Below are 20,092 nucleotides of genomic sequence, written 5' to 3' on the forward strand. Positions count from 1 at the left end.
GTTGATTCAACTGTGCCTACGCTGGCTGCTGCCGGCGCCATCGGGCATTGAGTCATCGGTTGCGCCTGTTTCCACCGCGCCAGTTGCCATCGAAAACATGGCAAGTCAACATCACATCGGGCTCGCGCCCATCCACGCGCCCCCACCCTTGCTGCGATTGAGCTGAAGCTCAATTCGAGTGGCGTGCGCTCGCACGCCGCCTGCATCCAGGGTCAAGCGGCAATTCCTCCTTCGTTTCGCGAAGCGTCGTCCGTGCATCGTGGGTCCGTCATGGACCGATGAGAACGACAGAAACGACAAAAGGAAACGCATCATGAAGCGGATGCTGATCAACGCCACGCAGGCAGAAGAACGCCGCCTGGCCATCGTCGACGGGCAGAAGCTCCTCGACTACGAAATCGAGATCGAAGGGCGCGAGCAGCGCAAGGGGAACATCTACAAGGCGGTCGTGACGCGCGTCGAGCCGTCGCTGGAAGCCTGCTTCGTGGACTACGGCGAGGACCGGCATGGCTTCCTCCCGTTCAAGGAGATCTCGAAGCAATACTTTGCCGAGGGCGTGTCTGCCAGCCAGGCGCGCATCCAGGATGCGATCAGGGAAGGCCAGGAACTGGTGGTCCAGGTCGAGAAGGAAGAACGCGGCAACAAGGGCGCTGCCCTGACTACATTCATCTCGCTGGCAGGCCGCTACGTCGTGCTGATGCCGAACAACCCCCGCGGCGGCGGCGTCAGCCGGCGCATCGAGGGTGACGACCGCGCCGAACTCAAGGAGGCGATGGACCAGCTCGAGTACCCCAAGGGCATGAGCATCATCGCGCGCACCGCGGGCATCGGCCGCGCCGCGCCGGAACTGCAGTGGGACCTGAACTACCTGCTGAAGCTGTGGGCCGCGATCGACGGCGCCGCCAAGGGCGGCAAAGGCGCCTTCTTGATCTACCAGGAGTCGTCGTTGGTGATCCGGGCGATCCGCGACTACTTCAACCACGACATCGGCGACATCCTGATCGACACCGACGACATTTACGACCAGGCGCAGCAGTTCATGGCGCACGTGATGCCTGAGCACGCGCAGCGCGTCAAGCGCTATCGCGACGATGCTGCGCTGTTCAGCCGTTTCCAGATCGAGCACCAGATCGAGTCGGCCTACGCTCGCACGGTGCAGTTGCCCAGCGGCGGTGCGATCGTGATCGATCACACCGAGGCGCTGGTCTCGGTGGACGTGAACTCGGCGCGCGCCATCAAGGGCGGCGATATCGAGGAAACCGCCACGCGCACCAACCTCGAGGCCGCCGACGAGGTGGCACGTCAGATGCGTCTGCGCGACCTCGGTGGCCTTATCGTCATCGACTTCATTGACATGGACGAGTCGAAGAACCGCCGCGAGGTGGAAAGCCGCCTGCGCGACGCGCTGCGCCAGGACCGCGCCCGCGTCCAGTTCGGCTCGATCAGCAAATTCGGCTTGATGGAGATGAGCCGTCAGCGCCTCAAGCCCGCTCTCTCCGAAGGCTCCTCGATTCCCTGCCCGCGCTGCGGCGGCTCTGGCCACATTCGCGATACCGAATCGAGCGCGCTGCAGATCCTGCGCATCATTCAGGAAGAGTCGATGAAGGACAACACCGCTGCCGTGCATGTGCAGGTGCCGGTGGAGGTTGCCTCCTTCCTGCTCAACGAGAAGCGCCCCGAAATCGCCAAGATCGAACTCAAGCAGCGCGTCACCGTGCTGATGGTGCCCAACAAGACGCTGGAGACGCCCAACTACAAACTGGAGCGGCTGAAGCACGATGATCCCCGTCTCGATCACATCGAGGCAAGCTACAGGATGGCTGACGAGATCGAGGATCCGATCTCGGTCACGCGGCGCTCGCAAGAGCCCACGAACCGTCAAACCCCGCTGATCAAGGGCGTGCTGCCTGACGCCCCGGCGCCGGTTGTGGCGCCCAAGCCCGAAGTGGTGCAGCCGCCCGCGGCAGCGTCCGCGCCCGCGGCGCCCCAGCCGGCGCCCATCCCCGAACCGGCGGAAGTCGGCTTCTTCGGCTGGATCAAGCGACTCTTCGGCGCGCCTCCTGCACCGCCACCCGCTCCTGCGGTCATTCCTGTCGAAGCGCCCAAGCCGCGTCGCGAGGGCCGCGGCGGCCGCGACGGTGAACCCCGCACCGCGCGAGAAGGCGAACAGCGCCGCGGCGGACGCGGCGAAGGACGAGGCGGTGAACGCCGCGGCGGGCGCACCGGCGAGCGCCGCGAGGGCGAGCGCCGCGAAGGGCGCGAAGGACGCGAAGGGCGCGGGGAGGCGCGCAGCGACGCACCGATCCGCGAGCCCCGTGAGCCCCGTGAGCCCCGCGAGTCGCGCGAGGCGCGCGCACCGCGCGATGGCGAGCGGCGAGGCCGTGGCGAGCGGCGTGACAACGAGCCGCGCCAGATGCCGGCCGATACCGAGATCCCGCTCGACGCCGAAGCAACTGTTCCGAACGGCTTGGCAGGCGACGAGGCGCCCCCGGCAGAACGTGCGCCACGCGGTCGCGGCGAGCGCCGTGAGCGCGGTGAACGCACCACAGACGCCACGGTGAGGGATCCCGGCAACGATGCCGCCCAGCCGGATACCGAGCGCAGCGCACGAAGCGGCCGCGAGGAACGTGCCCCTCGTGGCGAGCGCGGCGAAGGCCGACGCGAGCGCCGCAGCGATGGGGCTTCGCGCACCACGGAAGGCTCTCCTGCGGCGGAGACTACCCTCGCTACCGACAGCGCCCCTGAAGCAGTGACCGGCGACAGTGCACCGCGCCGCGAGGGTGACGAACGCCGCGGCCGATCGCGTGACCGCTATGGCCGCGATCGTCGCGAACGCGGCCCGCGCGAAGAAGCCGATGCCAACTCGGCGGCGCTGCCGCTCGAGGTAGCCGACGCGAACGGCGCAGCCGAGCTCGATGGCCTGCCCAAGGCACTTGCCGACAGACCGGCGACGCCCTCCGCACCCGCCATCGTCGTCGATGCGCCGGCCGCGCGCACGCACGCGCTGCCAAAGGTCCAGCCCTACGAACTACCGACGGACGAACTCGCCCAGATCGCCGAAGGCTCCGGCTTGCAGTGGGTGAATTCGAATGCCGAGCGCGTGGCGCAGGTTCGCGCTGCGATGGCGGCGGAGCCCCGGCTGGTTCATGTGCCGCGCGAACGGCCGCCGACCATCGTGCCGGACGAAGGGCCGCTGATCCTGGTTGAAACGCGTCGTGATCTTGGCGGCATGGTGCTGCCGTTCGAGGAGCCTGTCCGCGAATCCGGAGCGCGTCAGTAAGAGCTGCAATAGGCGAAAGGCCTTCCCTCCGTCGATAAGGGCTTGAAGGCCGCGCCAGAAATGTCGCGGCCTTTGTCTTGTGCGTGGGACTGCCGCCATGTGGGGACCTGCCGCGAGTCGCATTTGCAGGCGTTGTCCTACGTACGCCGGTGTAATTCCTTCTTGTTCAGAACGGCATACTCTATGCATGCTGCAGTGCAACAGCACAAACCCGGCAGGAAACCAGTTAACTACGTCACAAAAACCCGATCGGCGTTTGCAAACAACAGACAAACGTCAAAGCGCGTTAACATGTTGTCATACAAAAGAACTACACTTCAGACTTGATGTTGCATCGCATCAAGGCTGCGGAAAAGCTCTTTGGTAGAGGGCGAAGCTTACGCCTTTTGGCAAGCGATGTACGTCTTTTGTTCACAAGACAAACTGCTCATCTTGTGTTCAAATTCTTGCGAATAGTAGTAAAGCGTTACAGCTGCCGCGCTCTCAGCTTGAGGCAGCACACACCCGTCACCGGGGGAATATTTGATGTTTCGTTCCGACTCAACCGCACATGGCAACGTGGTTCGACGCTATACCCCCGGAGGCGGGGGTTCGTCGGCGTCTCCCATCTACGTGCAACCACGCAGGCTTGGCCTGCTGGAGCGCGCTGCAAAGCGCAGCATCGACATCGTGGGTGCGCTGACTTTCTTCATTCTTTTTGGCCCGCTCTATCTACTGGTAGCACTCTGCGTCGGCATCAGCATGGGGCGCCCTGTGCACTTCTGGCAGCACCGCCTCGGTGAGAACGGGCAGCGCTTCCGCTTCTACAAGTTTCGTTCGATGGTTCGCGACTCCGAACACGTGCTTGACGAGTTCCTGAGCCGCAACGACATGGCGCGCACCGAATGGGACACCTTCCAGAAGCTGGAGAAGGACCCCCGCATTACGCCGATTGGCCAGTTCATCCGCAAGTTGAGCCTCGACGAGTTGCCGCAGTTCTGGAATGTGCTCAAGGGAGATATGAGCCTGGTCGGCCCACGTCCCTGCATGGAGCGGCAACGCAGCCTCTATGGCAAAGGCTGGGAGCATTACTGTGCGATGCGCCCCGGCATCACCGGCCTGTGGCAGGTCAGCGGCCGCAACCGGCTTTCGTATGCCCGGCGCGTCGAGCTCGACGTGGAATACGTGAGCAACTGGTCGCTCTGGCTGGATATCAAGATCCTGCTGAAGACGGTCCGTACCGTGATCACCGGCGACGGTTCGAGGTAAACATGATCCGCCCCATCGTTCTCTGCGGCGGCAGCGGCACGCGGCTATGGCCGCTCTCGCGAAAGACGCTGCCCAAGCAGTTCGTCCCCCTGATCGACAACAAGAACCTGCTGGTGCTCACGCTGGAACGCCTGCGGCTGCTGAGCCCCGAGGTCACCTGCGTCGCGGCGGAAGAGCACCGCTTCCTGGTGCAGGAAAGCATCGAGGCCGCAGACGTGAGCGGCCAGCAGCTGCTCGAGCCGGTGGCACGCAACACCGCGGCAGCAATGGCCGCGGTGGCGCTGCTGTCCGAGCCCGACCAGTTGCTGCTGTTCGCACCGGCCGACCATCACATTCCCGATGCCGAGCGCTTCGTGGCCACGATCCGCAAGGGCGTGCCTGCCGCCCTCGCCGGCCATCTCGTGACCTTCGGAGTCGAACCGAGCTTTCCGAGCACGGCCTACGGCTATATCCGCCAGGGCGAGCCTCTCGAGGCATCGTTGGGTGATGGGGCGGGCCACGCGGTAGCCGCCTTCGTCGAAAAGCCAGCCGCCGCGCACGCCGAGCAGTTGCTGCTCACGGGCGGCCATCTCTGGAATGCCGGGATCCTGCTGGTCCAGGCCCGGGTATTGATCGCAGCACTGCAGCAGCATGCGCCCGATATTCTCCAGAGTTGTCGCGAGGCCACCACGACCGTCGAAGTCGATGGCCATTTCCTGCGAATGGATGCCGCCGCCTTTGGCCGCTGCCGCAGCCAAAGCATCGACTATGCGGTGCTCGAGAAATGCGAGAAGGTCGCCGTCCTTCCATTCCAGGGCCGCTGGAGCGACGTCGGGAGCTGGAACGCCGTAGCCGAGCTGCACGAGGCGGACGAAAACGGCAACCGGGTCAGCGGCCAGGGCTTCGCCATGGGCGCGAGCAATACGTTCATCTATGCACCCAACCGTCCCGTCGTTGCCCTGGGCACCAAGGACCTGCTGGTGGTGGACACGCCGGATGCGTTGCTGGTCGCGCACGCGGAATTCGCCGAACAGGTCAAGGACGCGGTTGCACTGCTGACCACGCATGGCCACAGCCAGGCCACGCGCCACCGCCGCATCCCGCGCCCCTGGGGCGCCTATGACAGTGTCGACAATGGCGAACGATTTGCTGTCAAGCGCCTCACGGTGAAGCCCGGTGCGCGCCTGGCCCTGCGCATGCACCACCATCGCGCCGAGCACTGGGTGGTCGTGAAGGGCACGGCGCGGGTGCTGTGCAACGGCGAGGTCTGCCTGGTCAAGGAAGACGAGTCGATCTACATCCCCGTCGGGGCCAAGTACCGGCTCGAAAATGCAGGCAAGACGGTGCTCGAAGTGATCGAAGTCCAGACCGGCGGCTACCTCGGCGAGGACGACATCGTCCGCTTCGACGACGCACCCGCTGCCGTCCTCGGCAAAGACAAGAAACTGGCCTGAGCGTTCCTTCTCAGGGCGTTCCGGTCCTCCCATCCTGCGCGGAAGGTCTACATTCCATGAGCCAGTTCCAGAAGCGGATTTTTGTTGCGGGCCATCGCGGCATGGTCGGCAGCGCCATCGTGCGCTGCCTGGCCGAGCAGGGCTATACCAACATCATCAGCCGCAGCCGTGCCGAGCTGGACCTCACCGATCAGGCGCAGGTGCGCGCGTTCTTCGCCGAGGAAAAGCCGCAGGAGGTGTACGTGGCCGCAGCCAAGGTGGGCGGCATCCATGCCAACAACAGCTATCCGGCCGAGTTCATCTACTCGAACCTGATGGTCGAGGCGAACGTGATCCACGAAGCGTGGCGCAATGGCGTGAGCAAGCTGCTTTTCCTCGGCTCGAGCTGCATCTACCCGCGGCTGGCGGCCCAGCCGATGGCCGAGGACGCGTTGCTGACCGGCAAGCTGGAGCCGACCAACGAACCCTATGCGATTGCGAAGATCGCGGGCATCAAGCTGTGCGAGAGCTACAACCGGCAGTACGGCTGCGATTTCCGCAGCGTGATGCCGACCAACCTCTACGGCCCCGGAGACAACTACCACCCCGAGAACAGCCACGTCCTGCCGGCAATGATCAGGCGCTTCCATGAAGCCAAGCTCGCCGATGCACCCGCGGTGGTCATCTGGGGCACCGGCTCTCCGAAGCGGGAGTTTCTCTATGTCGACGACATGGCCAGCGCCTGCGTGCACGTGATGGACCTGCCGCGTGAAACCTATGCGGCCTGCACCGAGGTCACGACCAGCCACATCAACGTCGGCACCGGGGAAGACCTGTCGATCGCCGAACTCGCCAGCCTGGTGAGCGAAGTGGTGGGCTATCAGGGCGAGATCCACTACGACACCGGCAAGCCAGACGGTGCTCCGCGCAAGCTGCTCGACATCTCTCGCATTCGCGAGCTCGGCTGGACGCCCGAGGTATCCTTGCGCCACGGCGTGGCACGCGCCTACGAAGACTTCCGCAGCGAAGAGCTCGTTCCTTCCTGAGGAGTCCCTTTCCTGACCTGCATGAACGCTTCCTCGCTCTCCCTCATTCCGCCCGGCACGGGTGGCGTGCGAGACTACGCATCCGTGGTCGGCCACCCGCTCCACGCGCCGTTGATGGAGTTGAAGCACGACACGGACACCGCCTCGCTCTCTGGCGATTTCGTGCTGCTGCACTTCAGCGGCTACGGCTTCGAGAAGCGCGGAATTCCCCTGTGGCTGGTCCGTCGGATCCGCAGCCTGCGCGCGCAGTTCAAGGCCGTCGGCGTCGTCTTCCACGAGCTCTTCGCGACCGGACCGCCGTGGGGCTCTGCCTTCTGGCTCAGCGGCATTCAGCGGCGCATCGCGCGCGAGCTGCTGCTGCAGTCCGACTTCTGGCTCACGAACCGAGAGGATGCGGCGCGGTGGCTCCTCGCGCAATCGAAAGCCGTGCCGCACCGGGTGCTCCCCGTATTTTCCAACGTCGGCGAGCTCGACGCGATCGACACCGAGCGACAGCGCAGGCTCGTCGTGTTCGGCAGCGCCGGCATCCGCGCCCAAGTCTATGAGTGGTCCGACGGCGAGATCTTCCGCAGCGCGAAGCGCAACGGCCTGGAGATCCACGACATCGGCCCGACCATGCCGGAAGGGCCGCTCGCGCAATGCCTGGACAGCGAAGGCGTAGTGGTGCACGGCAAGCTGCCGGCGCAGGCGGTGAGCGCAGCCTTGTCCGGCGCGGACTACGGCGCGCTGGCCTATCCCCCGGACTATGTGTCCAAGAGCGGCATTTTCGCGGCCTATTGCGCGCATGCAGTCTGCCCGATCCTGCTGTCGAAGGACTACGGCGAGCATGACGGCCTGACAGCCAACGTCCATTACGTGCGTGGCTTCAGCGCGCTCGACGCCACCATCGATGCACGCAGTGTGGGCGGCGAGGCCCACAAGTGGTACAAGCCGCATAGCGTCGAAGCCCATGTGGCGGCATTGCGCATGCTCTCGAGCGAGGTACGACGATGAGATGCCGGGCCGCTCCCAAGTCGAATAGCACCGCGGTGCGCAGCGCTGAGGTTGCCTTATGAGCGCAATTGCCCCTGCTACCACCATGCAGGCACCCAGCCGGGCGACGTCGCTCAGCCGGGCGGGCAAGCTTTTCCTTGCAGTCTTCCTCATCGTCGTGTTCGAGGGCTCGATCCGCAAATGGGTGTCGTCCGCGTCCACCCTGCCCTTGATCCTGTTGCGCGACATGCTGGCGCTGATGCTGGTGGTCTACGCCTGGCGACACGGGCATCTGAGGCGGCATAAGAAGATCACGACCGCCATGATGGCCTGGACCTGCCTGGTGGTGGGCTGGGGGCTGCTGCAGCTGGTCGCCGGCGAGAGCACGCCAATCGTGTTCATCATCGGATTGCGCTTCTGGCTGCTCTACATCTGGTTCGCCGTGGCAGCGTCGGCGTCGATGAACGAAGCGGACTACCGCGTCTCCATCAAAGCGGCGGCCTACGTCATGCTGCTGTTGGCGCCGCTGGCAGTGCTGCAGCACTACTCGCCTCCGGGAGCGCGCATCAACACCCAGATCGACAGCGACGAGGAAGGCATCTTTGTCGCGGTGGTCGGGGTGGTCCGCACGACCGGGACCTTCAGCTTCACCTCTGGCTACGCCACTTATCTCACCATGGTGGCGCCGCTGGTGTTCGGCATCCTGGCCGCACGCAAGCGCAACCAGTTCCAGTTCCTGTTCGCCCTCGCAGTGTTCGGGGCCTTTGCCACCGGCGCGCTCGTGAGCGGATCCAGAACAGCGGCGATCACTTCGGCCGGAATGCTGGGAGCGTTCCTGGTCGGTCGCCTGCTGTTTTCAAAGGCGCGCAACAAGGCAGGTGCGGCGGCCACGGTCGTGGTGATTGGTGTGCTGACTGCCATCTTCGCCTATGTATTCCGCGAAGCCATCACCGTCACGCAGACGCGTTTCGAGCAGGCGTCGGCCGTGGAAAACTTTACCGAACGGGTGCTCACGGTGCTGTTCGGCGAGCCGTGGGTGCTCGATCTTGTCACATGGCTCGGCTACGGCGTGGGCTTCGGCTCCAACCTCGCCACCTACGTGCGTACCGGCGCTGCCGATGTCTTCGCCCTGGCGGAGGCCGAAGGCGGCCGGATCCTGATGGAAGGCGGACTGCTGGGGTTCGCGTACATCGGGGTCAAGTACCTGGTGTTGACGCTGGGCGTGATCCGCAGCCTCAAGCTCTCGATCAGCACCAATTCCCCCTATCCGCTTCTCGTATGGCTGACGACTGCGCTGGCGGTGGTCAGTTGGCCTGCCCTCGGGCAGCTGACTGCCAACGCCCTGCTCGGGCTCATGCTCGCCTACGCTCTCCTGCTGTTTCGGTTCCCGAGGCTCGAGATCTTCCCGCCGCGCGCCTCGCGATCGTGAGACTGCTGCATCTGGTTCCCTCCGTCGATCCCCAGGGCGGAGGCGTCATCGAGGGAGTGCGGCGCCTGCACGATGCGCTGACGGACCTGGGTCACAGCGGCGACGTCGTGAGCCTCGACAGCCCCGATGCGGCGTGTGTGCGCGCTTATCCCGGCACGGTGGTCGCGACCGGTCCATCGGTCTCGAGCTACGGCTACAACGAGCGCCTCTTGCCTTGGCTGAAGGCACATGCCTGCGGCTATGACGCCGTCATCGTCAACGGCCTGTGGCAGTACGTGGGCCTCGCGGCCCGGCGTGCGCTGCATGGCTCAGGCACGCCCTACTTCGTGTACAGCCACGGCATGCTGGACCCATGGTTCAAGCGCACCTACCCGCTCAAGCACCTGAAAAAGTGGCTCTACTGGCCTTGGGGCGAGTACCGCGTGCTGCGCGATGCATCCGCGGTGGTCTTCACCTGCGAGGAAGAGCGCCTGCTGGCACGGCAGTCGTTCTGGCTTTATCGCTGCCGCGAGGTGGTGGGCTCTTACGGCACCAGCACCCCGCCGCGGGATGCAGAGCGCTTGTCGGAAGTCTTCTTCTCGTCCTTCCCCGAGCTGCGGAACAAACGCCTTCTGCTCTTCCTCGGCCGAATCCACGAGAAGAAAGGCTGCGACCTGCTGATCGAGGCCTTCGCGCAAGTGGCCGCGAAGGCGCCCGATGTCCATCTGGTGATGGCAGGGCCCGGCGACGAAGCCCTCACTCGGCAGCTGCAAGCTCGTGCTCGGGGCCTGGGCCTGGCCTCGCGCGTGAGCTGGCCGGGCATGCTGTCGGGCGATCTCAAGTGGGGCGCCTTTCATGCGTGCGAAGTGTTCTGCCTCCCCTCTCACCAGGAAAATTTCGGCATCGCGGTAGTGGAGGCCATGGCCTGCAGCCGGCCGGTGCTGATCAGCGACAAGGTCAATATCTGGCGGGAGATCGACGCGGACCACGCCGGCTTCGTCGAGTCCGACACGCTGGAAGGCACGGCTGCGTTGCTGCGTCGCTGGCTGGCCGCGACGCCGGCAGAGCTGGACACGATACGCGCCGCCGCACTGCGCTCCTTCGAACAGCGCTTCCGCATGGAGCAGGTGGCATCGACGCTGGTGGACATCATCCGCACGCACGCCCCGCAGATCGCCTGAAAGGCCCAGCGCGTCCCTTGCACAGCGCCAACAAATCCTCATGAAGCTGCTCGTCTACGGCATCAATTTCGCACCGGAGCTGACCGGAATCGGCAAGTACACCGGAGAGATGGTGGCTTGGCTTGCGGCGCGCGGCCACGAAGTGAGGGTGGTGACGGCACCGCCCTATTACCCCGACTGGCAAGTACGCCCTGGGTACCACTCGGGGCGCTACACCCGGCACGAGTGGCAGGGCGCCCAGGTCTTTCGCACACCGCTGTGGGTGCCGCGCAAGGTGACCGGCGCGAAGCGCCTGCTGCACCTGGCGAGCTTCGCGCTCAGCAGCGTGCCGGCCCTGCTCGCCCAATGGCGCTGGAAGCCGGACGTGGTGTGGGTCACTGAGCCTCCGATGTTCTGCACGCCGGCAGCCCTGGCCTTTTCGCGCCTGCGCTCGGCAAAATCCTGGCTGCACATCCAGGACTACGAGATGGACGCCGCCTTCGAACTCGGCCTGCTCAAGGGTGCGCGCACGCGCGCCTTTGTGGCATCGGCCGAGCGCTGGCTGATGCGGCGCTTCGACCGCATCTCGACCATCTCGCTACGCATGCTCGAACGTGCGCGCAACAAGGGCACCGAGGACGCGCGGCTGGTCTCGTTGCCCAACTGGGCCGACGTTTCCGCGATCCAGCCGCTGCAAGGCGTGAGCTCCTATCGCGCCGAGCTCGGCATTCGCCCGGACGCCGTGGTAGCCCTCTACTCGGGCAACATGGGCGCCAAGCAGGGCCTGGAGCTGCTGTCGGAAATGGCACTGATGCTCAAGGACCAGCCCGGGCTGGAGTTCGTGTTCTGCGGCAACGGCGCCGGTCGCGCCGCATTGATGAAACGCTGCGAGTCGCTCGCCAACGTGCGCTTCCTCGACTTGCAGCCGGTCGAGCGGCTCGGCGACTTTCTCGGCCTGGCCGACATTCACCTGCTGCCCCAGCGTGCCGATGCGGCGGACCTGGTGATGCCCTCCAAGCTGACCGGCATGCTCAGCAGCGGCAGGCCGGTGGTCGCCGGTGCACACCCCCAGACCGAGCTCGGCAAGGTGACGGCCGAATGCGGTATCGCCGTGCCGCCGGACGATGCCAGGTCCTTCGCAGACGCCGTGCTGTCGCTCGCGTTGCAGCCCGAACGCCGGCGCGAACTGGGGCTGAAGGCGCGTGCCGTCGCCGAGGCGCGTTTCGACCGTGATGCCGTGCTGGCGCAGTTCGAGCACGACCTGCTGGCCTGCGTTGCGAAGCGCTGAGAAGCGCTGAGAAGCGCTGAGAAGCGCACCGGCTCCAAAAAAAACCGGGCCTCGGCCCGGTTTCTTTTTGCCTCACTGCTCTTCGGGCAGGATGCTCTCGTAGTTGTAGCTGGTGTAGCGATAGCGTCCGTACTTGTAGGGCGCGAAGGTGCGACGGCCCAGGTCCATCGCGTTGAGCAGCACGCCGGTGGCAGACTTGCCGCTCATGGCGAGCCGCCGCGTGCTTTCCTTCAACTCGCCCATTGTCGATTGATCGGCGCGCGCCACCAGAAGCACCGTGCCAGCGTGAGCGGCCACAGTGGACGTGTCGGCCGCCACGAGCACCGGCGGCGTGTCGATGACAACCAGGTCGTACTGCTCGGACAGGCGCTCCAACATGGTCTTGAACGAGTCGGACACCAGCAGTTCCGCCGGGTTCGGCGGCAGTTGACCAGTGGCAAGGAAATCGAGGTTGGGCACGACCTGGCGATGCACGGTCTGCTGGACCGTCAAGCTGCCGGCGATCAGTTCGGACAAGCCACCGTGACGCTGCAGCCCGAAGTACTGGTGCGTGTGGCCGCGGCGCAGGTCGGCGTCGATCAGTAGCGTGCGCTTGCCGGCAGCGGCCATGAGGGCGGCGAAGTTGGCCGTCACGAAGCTCTTGCCAACGCCTGGCGTGGGGCCGCTGATCAGCACCCGGTTGTTGGGTGACTCAAGCATCGCGAACTGCATCGCGGTGCGCAAGCTGCGCAGGCTCTCGACTGCCGGGTCGTCGGGGTTCTCGATCGCCAGCAGGCGCACGCCAGTGGCTCCGCTGAGACGGCGCTTTGCAATAGCGGCTTGCGAGGGGCTCAGCGGAATGGTCGAGAACACGGGCAGTCCGGTGTCGGCTTCGACCTCGTGCGGATCACGCAGCCGCTGCTCGACGAAGGAGCTGCGGATGAAGGCCGCGACGATGCCGAGGAACAATCCGAGCGCCAGCGCGGCAGCCATGATCACCTTGCGGTTCGGCTTGACCGGCTGCGTGGGCACGACTGCCTCATCGAGCACGCGCACGTTGCCGATCTTGCCCTCCTTCACGAGGCGCAGTTGCAGCGCATTGTTGAGCAGCGACTGGTAGAGCTCGGTGTTCACCTTGACATCGCGCTCCATGCGCACCGCCTCCTGCTGGATCGCAGGGAGGCCCTTGATGCGTTCCTGGATGCTGCCCATGTCGGCCTTCAGCGCGGCGATCTGGTTGTCCAGGGTCTGCACCGATGGGTGCGCAGAAGTGAAGCGGGACTCCAGCTCGCGCCGGCGCTGTTGGGCGTCCAGCAGCTTGGTCTGGCGGTCGACCGACTGGCCGAGGATCAGCGCGGCTTCCTCGCTGAAGGCCACCGTGCCCTTCTGGTTGCGATAACGGTTGTAGACCTCTTCCGAGGCTTCCAGCTGCTTCTTGAACAAGGGCAACTGGACATCGAGGAAGGCCAGCGTCTTTTGCGCCTCAGCGGCCTTGCGCTCGATGTTCTGCTTGACGTATTGGTCGCCCACGGCATTGAGCACACGCGTCAGCTTGAACGGGTCGGTGTCCTGCAGGGACACGTTGACGATGCCGGAGTTCTTGCCGCGCTCCTGGAGGGCAAGGCTCGTCTGCAAACCGATCGTGGTCGGCAGCTTCGCGTAGCGGTACAGGTTGAACAGCGCGCCCGGCTTGCCGGCCAGTTGATCGATCTGGAGCGTGATCGGGCCCTCGGGCGTCTCGGCCCTCAGCAATGTCCCCACAGTGCCCTTGAGTTGCTGCATACCTGGATAGTCCAGGGTGTACTGGTTGCTCCCTGCGGCAGTGACGGTGAACAGGCCGCCTTCCATGATGGTCGGCACGTCGAACTGCGAGACGAGGATGCGCTCGGTCCCGGACACATAACCATTGAGCCAGAGGAAGCCCGGGTCCGACAGGCCGTTGGAGCGGCGCGCCAGCCAGCCGCCGATATAGGGCACATAGCGCGGTCCGGAGGAGATGTAGAGCTTCGTGGCCTCTACGGCCTGGCCCGCGATCATGCGCGAGCGGATGATCTCGATTTCGGCACTCGCGGGCGTCTTCACGTCGACAAGGCCGCTGGCTTCGGCCAGGGCACCCTTGCCGCCGCCCTCCGTATCCTCGACCTGGATCACCAGGTTTGATTCGTAGACGGGACGCTCCATGTAGGCGTAGGCTGCGCCGATCACGAACACGACGACGGTGATTGCCGCGATCAGCCACTTGTTCGAGACCAGGACCTCGATGTAGCGCCCGAGGTCGAGGTCTTCCTCGTCCGCCGCGCTCGCCGGGGAGGGATTCGTTTTGGTAATGATTGAGGAAGTCATCAACTGGATACTCTTGAGATGCGTTGGGCCCACTGCCTGGCGCCGGAATCGATGAGCTGAAGCGAGTGCTCGAAGATGCTGCGATCTTCACGGTAAGGATCAGGCACGTCCTCGTCGCTGAACTCGCAGAGACGGAACACCTTGCCGGCAGCGAAGAGATAGCGCTCCTGGACCGCGCGGCGTTGCTCGCGGTCCATCACCAGGATCAGATCGGCGCGCTGGCAAAGCTCGCCACTGAGCTGCTGCGCACGATGCGCGCCGATATCGATGCCGCGCGCGTCCAGCAACTCGCGGGCGGTGGGGTCCGCAGGCTTGCCGACCAGCGCATGCAGGCCGGCCGAATCGACCTGCACGCCCGGCAGGTCGGCCGCCATGACGGCCTCCGCCATCGGACTGCGGCAGATGTTGCCGGTGCACACGACGAGAACGTTCTGGATGGCCACTATCTGCCGCTCCCGCTGCTGCGCGTGCCCAGATCGCGATAGGAAGTCGCGGTCGTGGCGGTCGGAAGAATCAGGCTCAGCACGCGGTTCCACTGGACCAGCGGGACCGGGTCGACATAGACCACGTCCTTGGGCCTGAGGGCGAAGCCGTCAGCCATGGCGATCGCCGTCGGCGTGCGGGCGTCGAGGTGAAAGATCGACAAGCCATTCGTCTCGTTGCGGATCACGTAGATCTGGCGCGGATTCGCGGTCCCGAGATTGACGCCGCCGACCTCGGTCAGCGCGTCGTTCAGGCTGAGCCGCCCGTTGCGCATCATCACGCCCGTTTGGACATTCACCTCGCCCATGACGGTGACCTTGCGTTCATCGCGGCTTCGCACCATCACCAGGTCGCCCGACCGGAGCGGGATGCTCGTCGGCGCGATGCCGGCCTCGGCCATGGACATCAGGTCGAGCGTGACGGTCTTGCCGTCGCGGGTGAGGGTCACGGCAGAGCGATCCCCGTTCCCCGAGAGGCCGCCCGCGCGATTGATCGCCTCGGCCAGGGTCATGGGGATGTCCGTGAAAATCTGCAGGCCCGGCGTGCGGACTTCACCTTCGATGTAGGCGCGCTTGCTGCGGAAGGCGTTCACACGCACGCTCAGTTGCGGGCTCTTGAACACCCGCGACAGCCTGTTGATCAGCGTCTGCTCCAGGTCCTGGATCGTCATGCCTTCGGCCTTGATCTGGCCTACGTACGGGAAGCTCATGTAGCCCGTGTTGGAGACGATGAAGCCCGGGGCCGGCGACACGCTCGCCTGATCGGCCACCGTGGTCGCAGGGATTCCGCTGAACACAATTTCGGGATGGTCATAGACCACGACGCTCACCACATCGCCAGGACCGATCTTGTAGACCGGCGCCTCGCCCACGAGTGCCCGTACTTCAGGCGGAACGTTGTTGCCGACGGCGGCGCGATGTGCCTGGATCAGCTGGGGCGTGATCTCGGTGATTGCACCGGCAGGCGGCGGATCGATCTCCGAGGTGGAAAAGCCCGAAGGCGACACGGCCTGGGCACCGTCGTTGCTTGCCGAGCGAAAGCCCGGGGCTAGCGGCGCACAAGCCTGTAACAGCAGCCCGGCCGAGGCGAGCAAAGTGGCATGTAGTAGAAAACGTTTCAAACCCAACTCCGAGTCATGACCCTGAATGAATACTTTTGCAAACAGTTACGACTGTACATCAGCAACGCGCCAGGCTCAAATGTTTCTTGGCCTAGAGCGTTCGGCAGGTTAAACGGGTGCGGCGCCGGATGGGGTAAGCGTGCTCCTACACCGGGCAATTTCAGGCCGATATTAGATCTTCAGCTATAAAAAAGATAGCTGACGCCGTGCCGGTGCAGCCCCTCAAGGCGTTTCGATCTGTGCAGCGCGCTTCCAGGCAGCCGACGCCTGATCGGCGTCGTTGCGAGCTTCGGCGAGTTCCGCCAACGCCTGCCAGGCACGTCGGTGCAAAACCGGATCTTGTAACGCCAATCCCGCATGCGTGAGAAGTTGTTGCGCCTTGCCCCAGAGCTGGCGCCTCATGCACGCCATACCGGCAAGGTACTGCAGGTTCGGGTCACGGGGGTTGTTCCGCTGCGCTGCTTCGATGCGCGCAAGCCAATCGGCCTCGACCGAGTCGAGGCCGGCCTCCAGCGCCAGCACCAGCTTCACCCGCAGGGAATCGTGCAGGCTGCGAGGCTGTTCGATCATGCACTCCCAGACCGGCAGCAGCCAGGCACGCGCGAGGGTGAGGTCGCCGCGCAGCGCCACCATGCGCTGTGCCGCATGGATCGCGACTTCGGGCATCTCGCGCTCCCCGCCCTCGAGCTCGCTCCAGGCCCGCAGCAGTTGCGTGGGATCATGCGCGCCTGAGAGGAGCTCCGTCGCCAGACCGCGCACGATGCTCTGCGCGGCGGCGTCGGAGAAGGCACGATGCTTGGCCAGCAGGCGTGCGGTTTCGAGCGCCTCCTGCGTGCGTCCGGCCTGCCGTGCCGCCTTGAGCCGCAGGCGCAGGGCGAGCGTACGGCGCTGGGCACCCTGCGGAAGCTCCTCCAGCCGGGCCAATGCGGCAGGCGCATCGCGGTCGTCGAGCGCCCAGCGGGCTGCGCGCAACTGCACGCCTTCGCGCGTCTCGGGGCTTGCGAGCACGCCCCGGTCGGCGCTCTCGCTGAGCGCCTGCTGCATGTGCGCATCGCGCGCAGGCCGGTCCTGCAGGGCCTGCGCGCTCTCCGCGGCGAGCAGGTGCGACAGCACGCGTATCTGCTGCGCCTGCGGCAGCCTTGCGTCCAGCCCGGCCAATGCCCGCTCCTGCACGAGCGCTGCCTGCGCTGCCTTGCGCGAGCGCGAAAAGCGGCCGGCCAGCTGTTGCGCGAGGGCGTCGAGCAGTGCCGCGTGCAGCGAGCGCTCCTTCTGTTGCAGACGCCATTGACGCGCCTGCCGCGGCAGGGAGAAAAGCGCCGACAGCGCGCGCAAGGCGACATGCAGCAGCGCAAAGGCCACCAGCAGAATCAGAAGCGTGAGATTGAGCGAGACGTCGACCCGCCACGGCGGCCAGAAGACAGTCACCGTTCCCTGGTTGTTGCCGGCGAACAGCGCCACCGCCGCCGCAATGCCGAACAAGGCCAGGAGCCACAGTGCTGCACGCATGCCTGAAGCCTACCGTCCCGCCGCAGCCGTGGTAAGAGCGGCCAGCGTTTCGTTGATGCGTGGCGGCTCGCTGGTCTTGATCTGGGCCTGCAACTGCTGCAACAGCGTGGCCGCCGCCTGGACGCGGCGAGAGGCTGGGTCGAAGTAGCGGTTGAGGGAGGCCGAAACGGTGGCCAGCTCATTGCGGGCCATGTCGAACTGCCGGGAAAGGAGGGCGAGCCGCGCGTTGAGCAATTGCAGCTTCAGGTTCTCGCGCAAGAAGAAGGTCTGGTCGGGCGACAGCAGCACGGCCTCGGGGCGGTCGATGCGGCCCACGCGCAGCAGCGAGCGCGCCTCGTTGCGCACCATCAGCAGCGCGCGGTGCCACCAGGGCGCATCACCCGGCATTGGCTCGGCTTGCCAGGGGTTGAGGCCCGTGCCGCGTGTGGCTACCGCGTTGAGCGGCGGCAGTTCGTCCACCATGCGTACAAGATCGTCGAGCTTGCGCAGCGTCTCGCCGCTCTCGGCCGTGGCGCCCGCCTGCAGACGCTCGACGTCGCGCTGCATGGCGCGCTGCAGCGGCGCCAACCGCGGCTGGGCGGCGCGTGCGATACGCAGGTCCCCGGCTTTGAGGGCGGCCAGCAGCGGCTGCACATTGCCCGTGACCTCGGCCTGCTGAAGCGCGAGGCGGACTGCGGACTCGATATCGACCACCAGGTTCTCGTCGCGCGAGCGCGAGAGGCTCTGCATCAGCTCCTCGAGTTGCGAACGCTGCAGCGCCACTTCCGCTACCCGGGTCTCGTTCAGTGCCAGCCGCGCCGCGGTGTCTCGCACGGTCTCCTGGGCTTGGCGCGCGAGGGTGCGGGCCTCCATGGACTGCGCCATGGCATCGGCACTCTGCCGGGCCAGTTGCTCCTGCATCCCATTGACCTTTTGCCAAAGAACCAGTACCGCCACCAGCGCGAGCACTGCGGCCCCGGCAAGGAGTGCGAGCAAAATTTTCGAGAGCGTGGCTGCGGGGAGCGGCGCCGTCTGCAGAGGCGCCGGTACGGGAGGGCGCGCCGCCGGTTCCTGCAGGCTTTCATTCAAGACAGAGGCGTCGCTCATGCGAAGGATTCTATCGACGCGACCAGCGCGCCCGGCGTCGCGGAAGAGATGCGCACCGCCCCGAAACCGGCGGCCCGCGCGGCTTCCGCAATGCGCGGATGCGTGGCGACCGCGCGCGCGGACGCCCATGCCGTCCCAGGCATTGCGGCACGCAGACGTGCTATGGCCTCCGCACTGCTGAAGAGCCAGATCGCCTCGCCGCGTGCCCCCTCGGCGGCCAGTGCCTGCTCGGCCTCGCCGAACGGCGCGGCAATGCGGCGGTAGGCGACGACGATGTCACAGGCACCGCCAGCTGCGACGATCTCGCGTGACAGCCAGGCGCGTCCGGCCGGCTGCCCCGCCGAATCGCCGCCCCGTACGATCAGCACGCGCAAGCCGGGACCTACCTGCGTACGCACCCTGGCCCAAAGTGCTTCTGAATCGAACTGCCCGGCGTCGGCGCCCGGCGCATCGATCGCCGAGGCCGCAACGCCGGCTTGCTGCAGCGCACGCACGGTGCCAGGGCCGGTGGCCCAACAGCGTGGACGCAAGCCGCCAGCAATGACGCCGGCAGCATCGAAGAAATGCTCGACCGCTGCGGCGCTCACGAACATCACGGCGGCGTAGTGACCGAGGCGCTGCAGCGCCGCGTCGAGATCTCTCCGGTCGACCACCGGGGCGATCCCGATCAGGGGCAGGGCCCGCGCGTCCAGCCCGGCAGTGCGCAGCGCCTCGACCGAGCGCGCCGCCTCGCGGGCCGGGCGCGTGACGATCACTCTTGGCGCCGGCATGTCATTCAGTGTGCGCCCGCCTCACGCAGCAGGCGGGCGGCTCCCTCGCCGAGCGCAACCGCATGAGCAGGATCGTTGACCTCGGCGTGCGCGTGGATCCGCACAAGCTGCGCGGCGCCCTCGGGATCGCCCCAGGCGGCATCGATGCGCAGACGGTCGCCGTCCTGCCAGCGTGCGTGGGCCGCAAGGGGCATCGAGCAACTGCCGCCCATGGCACGGCTGATTGCCCGCTCGGCCGCGGTGGCGAGCTGGTCGCGCAGGCTGGCGAGCGGCGCCAGCAGGGAGATCAGATCGCTGCGGTCGGCCCGCACCTCGATGCCCAGCGCGCCCTGTCCCGCGGCCGGCAGCATGGCCTCGGGTTCGAAGACGGCGCGGATGCGACGCTCGAGGCCCAGTCGCTTGAGGCCGGCGGCCGCCAGCACGATGGCGTCGTATTGCCCTTCGTCGAGCTTGCGCAATCGGGTGTCGAGGTTGCCGCGCAGGGGCTCGATGCGCAGGTCGGGGCGCAACGCGCGCAGCAACACGACCCGACGCAGGCTGGAAGTGCCGACCACGGCACGCTGCGGCAAAGCTTCGAGCGAGGGGTAGTTCGGCGACACGAGCGCATCGCGCGGGTCTTCGCGCTCCAGAACGCAGGCCAGCACGAAGCCTTCGGGCAGGTCCATGGGCACGTCCTTGAGCGAGTGCACTGCGATGTCGGCATGGCCTTCTTCGAGCGCCAGCTCGAGTTCCTTCACGAACAGGCCCTTGCCGCCAACCTTGGCCAGCGAACGATCGAGAATCTGGTCGCCGCGGGTGGTCATTCCGAGCAGGCTGGCCGTGTGACCTAGTTGCTGGAGCAACGATTGCACGTGCTCGGCCTGCCAGAGAGCCAGGCGACTTTCGCGCGTGGCGATCACGATGTTGCTCAAGGGGCCGCTTCCGTTACTGTGGTTACGGGTGGGAATGCTAGCATTGTTGCAATGCAGCAACGCAGGGCCGACCCGGTTGA

15 protein-coding genes are annotated in these 20,092 nt (G+C 65.9%); 8 read left to right on the forward strand and 7 right to left on the reverse strand.

What is annotated here, in order from left to right; all coding sequences use genetic code 11:
• Window positions 1-313 precede the first annotated feature (313 nt).
• The 8 genes from G3W89_RS22560 to G3W89_RS22595 all read left to right on the forward strand — a co-directional run bounded on the left by G3W89_RS22560 (window position 314) and on the right by G3W89_RS22595 (window position 11,814).
• Window positions 314-3,280 carry a ribonuclease E/G gene (locus G3W89_RS22560; protein WP_162576260.1) on the forward strand — a complete coding sequence of 989 codons (2,967 nt, stop codon included), beginning with the start codon at window positions 314-316 and terminating at the stop codon, window positions 3,278-3,280.
• Between the two features lie 612 nt (window positions 3,281-3,892).
• Window positions 3,893-4,528 carry a sugar transferase gene (locus tag G3W89_RS22565; RefSeq protein ID WP_232076693.1) on the forward strand — a complete coding sequence of 212 codons (636 nt, stop codon included), beginning with the start codon at window positions 3,893-3,895 and terminating at the stop codon, window positions 4,526-4,528.
• Window positions 4,529-4,530: 2 nt separating this feature from the next.
• Window positions 4,531-5,961 carry a mannose-1-phosphate guanylyltransferase/mannose-6-phosphate isomerase gene (locus tag G3W89_RS22570; RefSeq protein ID WP_162576262.1) on the forward strand — a complete coding sequence of 477 codons (1,431 nt, stop codon included), beginning with the start codon at window positions 4,531-4,533 and terminating at the stop codon, window positions 5,959-5,961.
• Between the two features lie 56 nt (window positions 5,962-6,017).
• Complete coding sequence (gene fcl / locus G3W89_RS22575) at window positions 6,018-6,986, forward strand: GDP-L-fucose synthase (RefSeq protein WP_162576263.1); 969 nt, start codon at window positions 6,018-6,020, stop codon at window positions 6,984-6,986.
• A gap of 21 nt (window positions 6,987-7,007) precedes the next feature.
• Complete coding sequence (locus tag G3W89_RS22580) at window positions 7,008-7,979, forward strand: hypothetical protein (RefSeq protein ID WP_162576264.1); 972 nt, start codon at window positions 7,008-7,010, stop codon at window positions 7,977-7,979.
• Between the two features lie 58 nt (window positions 7,980-8,037).
• Window positions 8,038-9,387 (forward strand): hypothetical protein, encoded by a 1,350-nt coding sequence (locus G3W89_RS22585; protein ID WP_162576265.1) that lies wholly within the window; start codon window positions 8,038-8,040, stop codon window positions 9,385-9,387.
• On the forward strand, window positions 9,384-10,547 hold the full coding sequence (locus G3W89_RS22590; RefSeq protein ID WP_162576266.1) for a glycosyltransferase: 1,164 nt from the start codon (window positions 9,384-9,386) through the stop codon (window positions 10,545-10,547). The genes G3W89_RS22585 and G3W89_RS22590 overlap by 4 nt, the downstream gene beginning before the upstream one ends.
• A 40-nt stretch (window positions 10,548-10,587) precedes the next feature.
• A complete protein-coding gene (locus G3W89_RS22595; protein ID WP_162576267.1) occupies window positions 10,588-11,814 on the forward strand; it encodes a glycosyltransferase WbuB in 1,227 nt (408 codons plus the stop codon).
• Window positions 11,815-11,886: 72 nt separating this feature from the next.
• Here the strand turns inward: G3W89_RS22595 and G3W89_RS22600 are convergent, their stop codons facing one another.
• The 7 genes from G3W89_RS22600 to hemC form a co-directional block, all read right to left on the reverse strand.
• On the reverse strand, window positions 11,887-14,136 hold the full coding sequence (locus G3W89_RS22600; RefSeq protein ID WP_162576268.1) for a polysaccharide biosynthesis tyrosine autokinase: 2,250 nt from the start codon (window positions 14,134-14,136) through the stop codon (window positions 11,887-11,889).
• A complete protein-coding gene (locus G3W89_RS22605; RefSeq protein ID WP_162577609.1) occupies window positions 14,136-14,573 on the reverse strand; it encodes a low molecular weight protein-tyrosine-phosphatase in 438 nt (145 codons plus the stop codon). Before G3W89_RS22605 ends, G3W89_RS22600 begins: the two co-directional genes overlap by 1 nt.
• Window positions 14,574-14,578: 5 nt before the next feature.
• Window positions 14,579-15,625 (reverse strand): polysaccharide biosynthesis/export family protein, encoded by a 1,047-nt coding sequence (locus G3W89_RS22610; protein WP_162576269.1) that lies wholly within the window; start codon window positions 15,623-15,625, stop codon window positions 14,579-14,581.
• A 336-nt stretch (window positions 15,626-15,961) separates the two neighbouring features.
• Window positions 15,962-17,245 carry a heme biosynthesis HemY N-terminal domain-containing protein gene (locus G3W89_RS22615; RefSeq protein WP_162576270.1) on the reverse strand — a complete coding sequence of 428 codons (1,284 nt, stop codon included), beginning with the start codon at window positions 17,243-17,245 and terminating at the stop codon, window positions 15,962-15,964.
• Window positions 17,246-17,254: 9 nt separating this feature from the next.
• On the reverse strand, window positions 17,255-18,331 hold the full coding sequence (locus G3W89_RS22620; protein WP_162576271.1) for a uroporphyrinogen-III C-methyltransferase: 1,077 nt from the start codon (window positions 18,329-18,331) through the stop codon (window positions 17,255-17,257).
• On the reverse strand, window positions 18,328-19,101 hold the full coding sequence (locus G3W89_RS22625) for a uroporphyrinogen-III synthase (RefSeq protein WP_162576272.1): 774 nt from the start codon (window positions 19,099-19,101) through the stop codon (window positions 18,328-18,330). Before G3W89_RS22625 ends, G3W89_RS22620 begins: the two co-directional genes overlap by 4 nt.
• A gap of 5 nt (window positions 19,102-19,106) precedes the next feature.
• On the reverse strand, window positions 19,107-20,012 hold the full coding sequence (gene hemC / locus G3W89_RS22630; RefSeq protein ID WP_162576273.1) for a hydroxymethylbilane synthase: 906 nt from the start codon (window positions 20,010-20,012) through the stop codon (window positions 19,107-19,109).
• Window positions 20,013-20,092 lie beyond the last annotated feature (80 nt).

The organism is Variovorax sp. PBL-H6 (assembly GCF_901827155.1).
GTDB lineage: Bacteria > Pseudomonadota > Gammaproteobacteria > Burkholderiales > Burkholderiaceae_C > Variovorax.

Bases quoted from the DNA above. Each gene is read 5' to 3' on its own strand.
- G3W89_RS22560 (WP_162576260.1), top strand. From the start codon at position 314: ATGAAGCGGATGCTGATCAACGCCACGCAGGCAGAAGAACGCCGCCTG.
- G3W89_RS22570 (WP_162576262.1), top strand. From the start codon at position 4,531: ATGATCCGCCCCATCGTTCTCTGCGGCGGCAGCGGCACGCGGCTATGG.
- fcl (WP_162576263.1), top strand. From the start codon at position 6,018: ATGAGCCAGTTCCAGAAGCGGATTTTTGTTGCGGGCCATCGCGGCATG.
- G3W89_RS22580 (WP_162576264.1), top strand. From the start codon at position 7,008: ATGAACGCTTCCTCGCTCTCCCTCATTCCGCCCGGCACGGGTGGCGTG.
- G3W89_RS22585 (WP_162576265.1), top strand. From the start codon at position 8,038: ATGAGCGCAATTGCCCCTGCTACCACCATGCAGGCACCCAGCCGGGCG.
- G3W89_RS22595 (WP_162576267.1), top strand. From the start codon at position 10,588: ATGAAGCTGCTCGTCTACGGCATCAATTTCGCACCGGAGCTGACCGGA.
- G3W89_RS22600 (WP_162576268.1), bottom strand. From the start codon at position 14,136: ATGACTTCCTCAATCATTACCAAAACGAATCCCTCCCCGGCGAGCGCG.
- G3W89_RS22615 (WP_162576270.1), bottom strand. From the start codon at position 17,245: ATGCGTGCAGCACTGTGGCTCCTGGCCTTGTTCGGCATTGCGGCGGCG.
- G3W89_RS22620 (WP_162576271.1), bottom strand. From the start codon at position 18,331: ATGAGCGACGCCTCTGTCTTGAATGAAAGCCTGCAGGAACCGGCGGCG.
- G3W89_RS22625 (WP_162576272.1), bottom strand. From the start codon at position 19,101: ATGCCGGCGCCAAGAGTGATCGTCACGCGCCCGGCCCGCGAGGCGGCG.